The sequence below is a fragment of the Duganella aquatilis genome, from assembly GCF_009674565.1.
Lineage (GTDB): Bacteria > Pseudomonadota > Gammaproteobacteria > Burkholderiales > Burkholderiaceae_D > Rugamonas > Rugamonas aquatilis.
The window spans coordinates 1-11,654 of sequence record NZ_WKJL01000032.1 but is presented as its reverse complement, the minus strand read 5'-3'; the positions used below and the strand labels follow the sequence as shown (position 1 = coordinate 11,654).

Below are 11,654 nucleotides of genomic sequence, written 5' to 3'. Positions count from 1 at the left end.
GGTGTGACAATTCAGTGTGACAGGACGTGGTGATACACGGCGGCGGTGCGGCGCGCCGCCTCGTCCCAGGTGAGCTCCAGCGCGCGGCGGCGGCCGGCGGCGACGCAGCGCGCGCGCAGCGCGTCGTCGCGTGCCAGGGTGGTCATGGCGGCGGCGATCTCGCCCACCGACAGCGGATCGAATTCCAGCGCCGCGCCGGCCGCCACTTCCGGCAGCGAGGTGGTGCCGGAGCAGGCCACCGCCACGCCGCTGGCGAAGGCTTCCAGCAGCGGCAGGCCGAAGCCTTCGTGCAGCGACGGGAAGATGAAGGCGCCGGCGCCGGCGTACAGGTGGCGCAGCTGGACGTCGTCGGTCAACTGGTCCAGCCATACCACGTTCTCGCCGCGCTGCTGCGCGGCCTTGATGCGGCTGACCAGTGCTTCGCTGCGCCAGCCGGGGGCGCCGACGATCACCAGTTGGCGCGCCGAACGCAGCACCGGCGGCAGGCTCAGGTAGGCTTCCAGCAGGCGTTCGACGTTCTTGCGCGGTTGCAGCGTGCCGACGAACAGGAAATAGCCGGCGCGCAGCTGGTGCTGCGCCAGCGTGGCGTCGCGCGCCGCGGCGTCCGGCTGCTCGTGCCACTCGGCGCGCACGCCGTGGTGCACCACGCTGATGCGGTTTTCATCGACGCCGAAGCATTCCACCAGCTCACGAATCGAGAAGTGCGAACCGGTCATCACATGCTGCGCCTTGCGCGCGGCCTTGGCCTGCAGCCAGTTCTTTAATTTGCGCATTTTCGGGCTGGCCCATTCCGGATGCGAAATCGGCAGCGCGTCGTGCAGCGTGGCCACCACCGGGCAGTCCATGCGCACGATGCGATAGTCGGTGGCGTGGAACAGGTCCAGCGGCGCCGCGCCCTTGCCCAGCACCGACTGCGTACTCAGATGCACCGACGACGGCAGCATCAGGTCGCCCAGCGTCGCCAGCGGAAACGACAGCGGCAGCGCGCGGCCCACCGTCAGGCGGCGCGCGTCGCCGGGCGGGGCGAAGGAAAACGGCAGCACCTCGACGCCAGCCTGCGGCAGGTGCTGCAGCAGGCCGTGGGTATAGACGCCGATGCCGTCCATGCAGCCGCCGGTCAGCGCCGGCTCGGTGGTGGTGGCGGACAGGCCGACACGCAGGGAGCGCAGCTGGTTCACGCCGTGTACATCCAGCGCAGCGTCTCGGCCAGCGGCACGGTATCGATGGCGCCGGTGACGGCGGCCAGGCGGCGGTTGTCGCCGACCAGGCGCACCACTTCATTGGCGCGCACGAAGGCCGGGTTGACGTGGACGTTGATACGGTAGCCGGCGATATCGGCCATCATGTCGAGCGCCTCGCCCAGCGAGTAGCCGTGGCCGGAGCAGATGTTGACGGTCTGGCCGATCGCGGCCGGCGCGGCCAGCAGCCTGCGATAGCTTTGCGCGACCATGCGCACGTCGGAAAAGTCGCGCCACACGTGCAGGTTGCCCAGCTCGATGTCGGCGGCCTGGCGGCGGAAGTGGGAAACGATTTTCGGCAGCAGGAAGTTCTCGTGCTGGCCGACGCCGGTGTAGTTGAACGGCCGCACCACCACCAGCGGCAGCTTGTCCTGCCACAGGCGCGCCATGTATTCCATCGACAGCTTGCTGACGGCGTAGTCGTTGGCCGGCGCCGCCGGCACGTCCTCGGCGATGACGCCGACGTCGGTATTGCCGTAGATGTTGGCGCTGGACGCCAGCAGCACGGCCGACGGTTTTTTCTCCAGCGCGGCCAGGGCATCCAGCAGGTTGCGGGTGCCGACCACGTTGACGCGGTAGATCTGGTCGACGTCGCCGTGGGCGACAAAGGCGATGGCGGCCAGGTGCGCCACCACGTCCGGCTGCACCTGCCGGACCACGGCGGCCAGGCCGGCGCGGTCCAGCAGGTCGACCGCGAATTCGCCCGCGTTGTCGCCCTCCCTGGCCGGCTGGCCGGGCGTGATGGTGCCGAAGACCTGGTAGCCGGCCGCGCGCAGCTCCTGCGCGACGTAGTGGCCGGTGAAGCCGGACAGACCGGTGATCAGGGCACGCTTGCCCGCGCCTTCAGCAGCCATGGGGCCTCCTTGAACTTAGAACGAGAAGCCGGCTTTATTGCGGCGCAGGTCGGCTTCCACCATCATCTGGCACAGCTGTTCCAGCGTGGTCGACGGTTTCCAGCCCAGCTCCTGCTGCGCCTTGGCCGGGTCGCCGATCAGCAGTTCCACTTCCGCCGGGCGGTAGAACTTCGGATTGACGCGCACCAGCACCTTGCCGGTTTTCTTGCAGGTGCCGATTTCGTGGTCGGCTGCGCCGCTCCACTCCAGCGTCACGTCGACCGCCTTGAACGCCATCGCGACGAAGTCGCGCACGGTTTCGGTACGGTTGGTGGCCAGCACATAGGTGCCCGGCTCGTCGGCCTGCAACATGCGCCACATGCCTTCCACGTATTCCTTGGCAAAGCCCCAGTCGCGCTTGGCGTCCATATTGCCCAGCTCCAGCACGTCCAGCAGGCCCAGGTGGATCTTGGCCACCGCATCGGTGATCTTGCGGGTGACGAATTCACGGCCGCGCAGCGGCGACTCGTGGTTGAACAGGATGCCGGACGAACCGAAGATGCCATACGACTCGCGGTAGTTCACGGTCATCCAGTGGGCATACAGCTTGGCCACGCCGTACGGGCTGCGCGGGTAGAACGGCGTGTCTTCCTTCTGCGGCACGGCCTGCACCTTGCCGAACATTTCCGAGGTCGAAGCCTGGTAGAAGCGGATCTTCGGATTGACGATGCGGATCGCTTCCAGCAGGTTGACCGGGCCGACGCCGGTGATTTCCGCGGTAGTGACCGGCTGCTCGAAGGAGACGCCGACAAAGCTTTGCGCGGCCAGGTTGTAGATTTCGTCCGGCTGCGCGTTTTGCAGCAGGCGGATGCTGGAACCGAGGTCGGTCAGGTCGTACTCGACCAGCTTCAGATTTGGATGGGACTGGATGCCCAGTTCTTCAATACGCCAGAAATTGACCGAGCTGGTGCGGCGATAGGTGCCGGTGACTTCATAGCCTTTTTCCAGCAGCAGTTCCGCCAGATAGGCGCCATCTTGACCGGTGATGCCCGTAACCAGGGCTTTTTTTGTTTTCTGCATGATGAATACGATCCAAATCGTGGGTAATCTTAGTAGCCCAACATTGTAACAGAGCGCTACAAGCGCATTTCCAATGGAAATCGCCGTTTTACATCACTTACATCTTGTTACAGGAGAAATAAAAAACCGGGGTCAGTGCCGACATTCGGACATTTCGCTTGCGAAATGTCCGAATGTCGGCACTGACCCCGGTTTAGGGTAAGAATTAAACTTTACGTTGGGCGACCGCGTCGACCACGCACAGCGCGGTCATGTTGACGATGCGGCGCACGGTGGCCGACGGCGTCAGGATGTGGACCGGCTTGGCGCAGCCGAGCAGGATAGGACCGACCGCGATGCCGTTGCCGGACGAGGTCTTCACCAGGTTGTAGGCAATGTTGGCCGACTCGATGTTCGGCATCACCAGCAGGTTGGCGTCGCCGGTCAGGGTCGAGCCCGGCATGATGGCAGTGCGCAGTTTCGAATCCAGCGCGGTGTCGCCGTGCATTTCGCCGTCCACTTCCAGCGACGGATCGCGCTGCTTGATCAATTCCAGCGCGGCGCGCATCTTCACCGCCGACGGGCTGTCCGACGAACCGAAGTTGGAGTGCGACAGCAGCGCGGCGCGCGGCGACAGGCCGAAGCGGCGCATCTCTTCGGCCGCCATCACGGTGATCGCGGCCAGCTCGTTGGCGTCCGGATTCTCGTTGACGTGGGTGTCGACCATCACCAGCTGGCGCTGCGGCAGCACCAGCACGTTCATGGCGGCGTACACGCAAGCGCCTTCGCGGCGGCCCAGCACCTGGTCAATATAGTGCAGGTGCAGCTGGGTGGTGCCGAAGGTGCCGCAGATCATGCCGTCGGCGTCGCCCTTCTTGATCATCATGGCGCCGATCAGGCTGTGGCGGCGGCGCATTTCCAGCTTGGCGTATTCCTGCGTCACGCCTTTGCGGGCGGTCAGCTCGTAGTAAGCCTGCCAGTAGTCGCGGTAGCGGTCGTCGTGGTCCGGGTTGATGACGTCGAAGTCGACGCCCTGCTTCAGGCGCAGGCCGAACTTGGCGATGCGCGCATCCAGCACGGCCGGACGGCCGACCAGGATAGGACGCGCCAGCTTCTCGTCGACCACCACCTGCACCGCGCGCAGCACGCGCTCTTCTTCGCCCTCGGCGTAGACGATACGCTTGCTGCCCATGTCGGCCTTCTTGGCGACCTGGAACAGCGGCTTCATGAAGGTGCCGGAACGGTAGACGAACTGCTGCAGGCTTTCCTCGTAGGCGACCAGATCCTTGATCGGACGGGTGGCGACGCCGGAATCCTCGGCGGCCTTGGCCACGGCCGGCGCGATCTTGGTCAGCAGGCGCGGATCGAACGGCATCGGGATCAGGTATTCCGGGCCGAACGACAGGTTGGTGAAGCCGTAGGTGGTGGCGACGATGTCCGACTGCTCGGCGTGCGCCAGCTCGGCGATCGCGTGCACCACGGCGATTTCCATTTCGCGGGTGATGGTGGTGGCGCCGCAATCGAGCGCGCCGCGGAAGATGTACGGGAAGCACAGCACGTTGTTGACCTGGTTCGGATAGTCCGAACGGCCGGTGGCGATGATGGCGTCGCCGCGCACGGCCTTGACGTCTTCCGGCAGGATTTCCGGATTCGGGTTGGCCAGCGCCAGGATCAGCGGATTCGGCGCCATGGCCTTGACCATGTCCTGCTTCAGCACGCCGCCGGCGGAGACGCCCAGGAAGATATCCGCATCCGGAATAACTTCGGCCAGGGTGCGGGCGTCGGTTTCGCGGGCGAAACGTTCCTTGTCCGGGTCCATCAGCTCGGTGCGGCCCTTGTAGACCACGCCGGCCAGGTCGGTCACGTAAATGTTTTCCAGCGGGAAGCCGAGGTCGACGATCAGGTCCAGGCAGGCCAGCGCCGCTGCGCCTGCGCCCGACACCACCAGCTTGCACTGCTTGATGTCCTTGCCGACCAGCGAAATGCCGTTCAGGATGGCCGCGCCGACGATGATGGCGGTGCCGTGCTGGTCATCGTGGAACACCGGGATCTTCATGCGTTCGCGCAGCTTGCGCTCGATGGTGAAGCACTCCGGCGCCTTGATGTCTTCCAGGTTGATGCCGCCGAAGGTCGGTTCCAGCGCAGCGATCACTTCCACCAGCTTGTCCGGGTCCTGCTCGTTGATTTCGATGTCGAACACGTCGATGCCGGCGAACTTCTTGAACAGCACGCCCTTGCCTTCCATCACCGGCTTGGCGGCCAGCGGACCGATGTTGCCCAGGCCCAGCACGGCGGTGCCGTTGGTGATGACGGCGACCAGATTGCCGCGCGCGGTGTATTTATAAGCGTTGGCCGGATCGATGACGATCTCTTCGCACGGCGCGGCCACGCCCGGGGAGTAAGCCAGCGCCAGGTCGCGCTGGTTGGTCAGTTGCTTGGTCGGCGTTACGCTGATTTTGCCCGGGGTTGGGAACTCGTGGTACTCCAGCGCGGCGACGCGCAGTTGTTGACGAATTGCTTCTTTTTTCTCAGGTGACGAATCCATGTGCTTTACTGCCTTCCCATATTGTGCGATCGAAGGCCTATGATTTTATCAGACCAGTTCTTTCAATTAAGTAGGTATTTTCACCAACAGCAATAAACGTTATCAGCATTTTTTATGAGGCGACTCGGAGGTTAGCCGAATTTTTAGGCAGATTAACCATGGTTAGAGCCTACATAATCAATTTTCAGAACTCATTGCTTTAAACTATCGATAGTTTAAATATGATTGAAATTATCGATATTTCACCATACGAAGCGTGGCGCCGCGCAAGCGGCGGCGTTTCGGCTAAGCTGAGACCATCAACCGTTCATCAGGAGAAGTCCATGGCCGCCTTGATTGTTTCCGACCGCTTGCCCGAACCGGCCGGCGCCACGCCGCAAGGCGCCGCCTGGCAACAACTGCTGCACTGGCAGGAGACCAGCCAGCAGCTGGCCTTCGTCTACACCCGTTCGCAGGGCGGACTGATCCACACCGGGCAAGGCCGGCTCGACCAGTTGAGCCTGGACGCCACCACCATCGAGGCCGGCGCCAGCAAGCTGTACATCGTGCTGTCCGGCGCCTCCTACGAAGCCGGGCCGCAGCTGTTCTTCACGCCCAACCTGCTGAGCCGCTTCCACGTCAACGGCGTGGCGGTGCGGCTGGCCAACCACGACTGGCTGTTCCTGTCCGACGAATCGCTGCCGGCGCTGGGCATGGAAACCCTGCAAAAAAGGATAGCGCCGTAGCGGTACAATACCGCCCATGCTCTCCGAATTCGACCTCATCCAGGAATACTTCCAGCGTCTCCACCATGCCGCGCCGCCCCCCGTGGCGCTCGGCATCGGCGACGATTGCGCCCTGATCGCGCCCACGCCCGGCCTGCAGACCGCCATCTCGTCCGACATGCTGGTCGAAGGCCGGCACTTTTTTGCCGGCGAAGATCCGCAGCGGCTGGGCCACAAGGCGCTGGCGGTCAACCTGTCCGACCTGGCGGCGATGGGCGCACGCCCGGTCGGCTTCACGCTGGCGCTGGCGCTGCCATCGGCCGACCGCGCCTGGCTGCACGGCTTTTCCAGCGGCCTGTTCGCGCTGGCCGACGCCTTCAACATCGCGCTGATCGGCGGCGACACCACCAAAGGGCCGCTGAATATCTGCATCACCGTGTTCGGCGAACTGCGGCCGGGCCAGGCGCTGCGGCGCAACGCCGCCCGGGCCGGCGACGACATCTGGATTTCCGGCACGCTGGGCGACGCCCGCCTGGCGCTGGCCGGCTACCGCCTGGAACTGAAGGAGCCGCTGGACGCCGCCAGCCAGCGCGCCGCCGCCGTGCGCATGCATACGCCGGTGCCGCGCGTGGAACTCGGCGTGCTGCTGGCCGAACAGGGCATCGCCCACGCCGCCATCGATATCTCGGACGGCCTGATCGGCGACCTCGGCCACATCCTGAAACGCTCGCAGGTGGGCGCCACCCTGGACGTCGACGCGCTGCCGGCCGGCGCCATCCTGGCCACGCAGGACACCGCGCTGCGGCGCGCCTACACCGCCGCCGGCGGCGACGATTACGAACTGTGCTTCACCGCGCCGGTGGCGTCACGCGCCGCCATCCTGGCCGCCGCCGCCAGCGTGGCGACGCCGGTCACGCGCGTCGGCCGCATCGAGGCGCAGGCCGGGCTGCGGCTGGTCGACGCCGACGGCGCGCCGCTCGACCTGCAACTCAGCAGCTTCGATCACTTCACGTCCTGAGCCGCCGTCAGCAGCGCGGTGGCGTCCTCGCCCGGCTGCCCCACCCGCTTGCCGCTGCCGTGCATCAGCCAGTAGTGGTGGAAGGCCAGGCGGATGTTGTCGCGCAGCTGGGTGTCGTCCCACGGCTTGGTGTAGAAGCGGTAGATGGCGCCGCGGTTGATCGAATCGAGCACCGCCTCCAGCCCGGTATAGCCGGACAGGATGATGCGTATGGTTTCCGGATACATCTCCTTGACCTTGCTGAGGAACTCGGTGCCGCTCATGGCCGGCATGCGCTGGTCGCACAGGATCACCTGCACCGCGTGCAGCGCCAGCAGTTCGAACGCCTCGGTCGGCGAGGCGGCGGTCAGGATCTGGTAACCGTCGCGGCGGAACAACCGGTGCAGCGAGGCCAGCACGTTGACATCGTCGTCGACGATCAGCAGGGTCTGCGCCGGCTGGGTGGCGTTGCCCGGCGCCGGCGGCAGGCTGTGGCCTGACAGCACCAGCTTGCCCACCTCGTCCGGCGGCAGCGGCCGGCTGTAGAAGTAACCCTGGATTTCGTCGCAGCGGCTGCGCCGCAGGTATTCCAGCTGGGCGCGCGTCTCCACGCCCTCCGCCACCACCTGCAGCTTGAGGCTGTGCGCCATGCTGATGATGGCCAGCGCGATGGCCGCATCGTTGGGATTGGTGGTGATGTCGCGCACGAAGGCGATGTCGATCTTCAGCTTGTCGATCGGGAAGCGCTGCAGATAGGCCAGCGACGAATAGCCGGTGCCGAAGTCGTCGATGGCCACCTTGATGCCGAGCGCCTTCAGGCTCTTGAGCACGGTGATGGTGCGCTCGGCGTTGTTCATCAGCGAGGTTTCGGTCAGCTCCAGCTCCAGCAGTTCCGGCGGCGTCTGGTGGCGCGCCAGCGCATCGTGCACCAGCTGCTCCAGGTCGCCTTCGATGAACTGGCGGCTGGCGACGTTGACCGCCACCCGCACCGGGCCGGTGCCGTCGGCCAGCCAGGCGGCGATCTGGCGGCAGGCGGCGTCGATGATCCAGGCGCCGACGCGCACCACCAGGCCGGTGTCTTCCAGCACCGGCACGAACTCGGCCGGATAGACCAGGCCGAAGCCCGGCCGCTCCCAGCGCAGCAGCGACTCGACGCCGGCAAAGCCGCCGGTGTGCAGGTTGACCTTGGGCTGGAAGTGCAGGCGCAGCTCGTCGTTGTCGAGCGCGCGGCGCAGCGCCAGCTCCATGTCCAGCCGCGCCAGCACCTGCACGTTCATGCCGGCGGTGAAGAAGCGGTAGCCGTCGCGGCCGGCCTGCTTGGCGCGCTCCATGGCGGTGTCGGCGTACTTGACCAGGGTGTCGGGATCGGTGGCGTCGTCCGGGTAGACCGAGATGCCGATGCTGGCGCTGACCACGGCCTGGTGGCCGTCGAGCTCGAACGGCTGGCGCAGCGCCTCGCGCACCTCGTTGGCGGCGTGCACGGCGTCCTGCTGGTCGCGGCTCATGGTCAGGATCAGCGCGAACTCGTCGCCGCCGAGGCGGCCGACGGTGTCGCGGATGCGCACCGTCTGCACCAGCCGGTTGCTGAACTGGCGCAGCAGGTCGTCGCCGCGCGCCGCGCCCAGCGAATCGTTGATGTTCTTGAAGCGGTCCAGGCCGATCATCAGCACCACGATGCGCCAGGCCTTGTCCTGCGCCACGCTGATGGCGTCGGCCACCGTCTTGAAGAACAGCGTGCGGTTGGGCAGGCCGGTCAGGCTGTCGTAGTGGGCCATGTGCTGCAGCAGTTCCTCGGCCTGGCGCCGTTCGCTGATGTCGCGCGCCACGCCCAGCATCACCGACGGCTGGCCGGGCCGCTGCAGCAGCTGCCAGTACAGCTCGACCGGCACGGCGATCAGGTCGCGCCGCATCAGTTCCAGCTCGCTCAGTTCCGGCGAGCGCGCCGGGCCCAGCGCGGCGGCGTAGGCGGCCAGCCGCTCGGCCTGGGCGCGCAGCGCGTCCGGCGCACCGAGGCCGAGCCGGCTCGCCATCGGCCCCAGCATTTCGACGCGCGGATAGCCCAGCATGCGGCAGGCGCCCTCGTTGACGTCGAGTACCTCGGCGCTGTCGGTGTCGAGCAGGAAGATGGCGTCGGCGGTGGCGTCCATGGCGCTGCGGAAGCGCTGCAGCTCGGCGGTCCGCTCGCGCACCGTCTGTTCGAGGCGGGCGTTGTAGTTGCGCTCGCGGCCGTGCAGCAGGCGCATCTCCAGCATGTTGCGGATGCGCGTCAGGGTCTCGACCGGATCGAACGGTTTGCTGATGAAATCGCGGGCGCCGGATTCGAAGGCGCGCATCTTGTGGTCGGGCTGGGCGGTGACCACCAGCACCGGCAGCCAGCCGTCCGGTTCCAGCGGCTTGAGCGCGTCCATCACCTCGAAGCCGCTCATGCCGGGCATCTGCAGGTCGAGGATGATCAGGTCGTAGCGGTGGTCGGCATGCCAGCCGGCCACCACGCGCGGGTCGGTGGTGGAACTGACGTCCTTGTAGCCGGTGGAGGTGAGCAGGTATTCCAGCAATTCGATATTGACGGGCTGATCGTCCACGACCAGGATGCGGGCGTGATGGATGTCGTTCTGACTGATCATTGCGCCTCCGGGGGATCTTTGCTGTTGAGCTAGCTTACCATGCTGCACGAATGGCGGCGCACGGCTGTGCTGGCTTGCAACTATAACAAATTTCCATGCGCCACTGGCATCCCTGACGGACTGCATGGTACAGTGATAGCAAGCCCGTATCAGAGAAGGAGAAGCCATGAGCAACAGCGACACCATCCTCGATCTAGCCGCGCAAGTCGGCAAAGCGTTACAAGACAAAGGGCTGATCCTGGCCACCGCCGAATCGTGCACCGGTGGCGGCGTGGCCCAGGCCATCACCGAAATCGCCGGTTCCACCGCCTGGTTCGACTGCGGCTTCGTCACCTATTCCAATGCCTCCAAGACCGAAATGCTGGACGTGTCCGCCGCGCTGATCGCGCAGATGGGCAGCGTGTCGGAAGAAGTGGCGGCCGCGATGGCCAGCGGCGCGCTCGGTTCCAGCAACGCCCACCTGGCGGTGTCGACCACCGGCATCGCCGGCCCCACCGGCGCCGTGCCGGGCAAGCCGGTCGGCACCGTGTGCTTCGGCTGGGCCAATGCCGACACCGTCCACACCGAACGCCTGGTGTTCAGCGGCGACCGCCGCGCGGTGCGCGAGCAGACCGTGATCCACGCCTTGCAAGGCCTGCTCCGGTTCATCAACTAGGTTGCCTTCGTGCCGCAAAACAATTACTCTCGACGCATTCAAAATGCGTTTGGGAGTAGTTGATGCAAAACACGGTACATTTTATTCTCCAGGGTAAGGGCGGCATCGGCAAGACGCTGGTCTCGACCATTCTTGCGCAATGGATCGCCAGCAAGGATGTGGCCGAGGGCCAGCAGCCGCTGCGCTGCTACGACACCGACCAGGAGAATGCGACCTTCTCGCGCTACAAGGCGATGGACGTCAAGCATGTGCCGGTGATGACCGACAGCCGCACCATCGATCCCAAGCGTTTCGACGCGCTGATGATCGACATCCTGGAACAGGACGGCAATTGCGTCATCGACAACGGCGCCAACACCTTCTCCCCGCTGATGGGCTACCTGATCGAGAACGACTGCTTCGCCTTGTTGCAGGAATCCGGCCGCAAGGTCTACATCCACACCATCGTCGGCGGCGGCGACACGCTGCACGACACCGCCATGGGCTTCGTCTCCACCGCCAAGGCCACCAATGTGCCGCTGGTGCTGTGGGAGAACGAGCACTTCGGCCTGCTGCAATCGGTGAGCGGCAAGCAGTTTATCGAATCGCAGACCTACGCCGACAATTCGGCGCGCGTGGTGGGCCGCGTGGTGCTGGCGGCGCGCAACGCCGACACCTTCGGCGCCGACATCAAGAAGATGAACACGGCGCGCCTGACCGTCAACGAAGTCAAGGAAAGCGACAAATTCAACGTGATGGAAAAGCAGCGCATCAAGGTCGTGTTCCGCGACCTGTTCGAACAACTCGACAAAGTGCAGTGGTAAGCCGCCATGGATCAGCAAAAGCTGCGCAGTCTGGTCTTTGAGAAAACCGGCGTCAAGATCGACATCGACGACCCGGTGTTCGCGCTGGTGGCGCTCAACGAAGCGGTGCTGGAGGACGCGGTGCAGCGCCACGTGGCGCTGATCGACGCCGCCTCGCGCGAGCTGGCGCAGCAGGCGCGGCTGGCGGGCGGCGTGG

10 protein-coding genes are annotated in these 11,654 nt (G+C 65.4%); 5 read left to right on the top strand and 5 right to left on the bottom strand.

Annotation, left to right across the window (positions count from 1 at the left end):
- Window positions 1–11: 11 nt before the first annotated feature.
- The 4 genes from GJ698_RS26900 to GJ698_RS26885 form a co-directional block, all read right to left on the bottom strand.
- Complete coding sequence (locus GJ698_RS26900; RefSeq protein WP_371865446.1) at window positions 12–1,178, bottom strand: glycosyltransferase family 4 protein; 1,167 nt, start codon at window positions 1,176–1,178, stop codon at window positions 12–14.
- A complete protein-coding gene (locus GJ698_RS26895; protein WP_154360943.1) occupies window positions 1,175–2,092 on the bottom strand; it encodes a GDP-mannose 4,6-dehydratase in 918 nt (305 codons plus the stop codon). The genes GJ698_RS26900 and GJ698_RS26895 overlap by 4 nt, the downstream gene beginning before the upstream one ends.
- A 15-nt stretch (window positions 2,093–2,107) precedes the next feature.
- The gene (gene gmd / locus GJ698_RS26890; RefSeq protein ID WP_154360942.1) at window positions 2,108–3,151 is read right to left on the bottom strand and encodes a GDP-mannose 4,6-dehydratase; all 1,044 of its coding nucleotides are present in this window, start codon (window positions 3,149–3,151) and stop codon (window positions 2,108–2,110) included.
- A 205-nt stretch (window positions 3,152–3,356) separates the two neighbouring features.
- Window positions 3,357–5,675, bottom strand: a complete 2,319-nt coding sequence (locus GJ698_RS26885) for an NADP-dependent malic enzyme (protein WP_154360941.1) — start codon at window positions 5,673–5,675, stop codon at window positions 3,357–3,359.
- 323 nt (window positions 5,676–5,998) lie between these two features.
- On the opposite strand from GJ698_RS26885, the gene GJ698_RS26880 reads away from it, so the two are divergent.
- Both GJ698_RS26880 and thiL read left to right on the top strand, forming a co-directional pair.
- Window positions 5,999–6,400 carry a hypothetical protein gene (locus GJ698_RS26880; RefSeq protein WP_154360940.1) on the top strand — a complete coding sequence of 134 codons (402 nt, stop codon included), beginning with the start codon at window positions 5,999–6,001 and terminating at the stop codon, window positions 6,398–6,400.
- A gap of 16 nt (window positions 6,401–6,416) precedes the next feature.
- Window positions 6,417–7,397, top strand: a complete 981-nt coding sequence (gene thiL / locus GJ698_RS26875) for a thiamine-phosphate kinase (RefSeq protein ID WP_154360939.1) — start codon at window positions 6,417–6,419, stop codon at window positions 7,395–7,397.
- Here the strand turns inward: thiL and GJ698_RS26870 are convergent.
- Window positions 7,382–10,000: an EAL domain-containing protein gene (locus GJ698_RS26870; protein ID WP_154360938.1), complete on the bottom strand. Its 2,619-nt coding sequence runs from the start codon at window positions 9,998–10,000 to the stop codon at window positions 7,382–7,384. The genes thiL and GJ698_RS26870 overlap by 16 nt on opposite strands.
- Window positions 10,001–10,166: 166 nt before the next feature.
- On the opposite strand from GJ698_RS26870, the gene GJ698_RS26865 reads away from it, so the two are divergent.
- The 3 genes from GJ698_RS26865 to traM form a co-directional block, all read left to right on the top strand.
- A complete protein-coding gene (locus tag GJ698_RS26865; RefSeq protein WP_154360937.1) occupies window positions 10,167–10,655 on the top strand; it encodes a CinA family protein in 489 nt (162 codons plus the stop codon).
- 62 nt (window positions 10,656–10,717) lie between these two features.
- Window positions 10,718–11,458 carry a P-loop NTPase family protein gene (locus GJ698_RS26860; protein ID WP_154360936.1) on the top strand — a complete coding sequence of 247 codons (741 nt, stop codon included), beginning with the start codon at window positions 10,718–10,720 and terminating at the stop codon, window positions 11,456–11,458.
- A 6-nt stretch (window positions 11,459–11,464) separates the two neighbouring features.
- Window positions 11,465–11,654, top strand: a 190-nt coding sequence (traM, locus tag GJ698_RS26855; protein WP_503826451.1) for a conjugal transfer transcriptional regulator TraM, incomplete at its 3' end; no start/stop codon positions are given.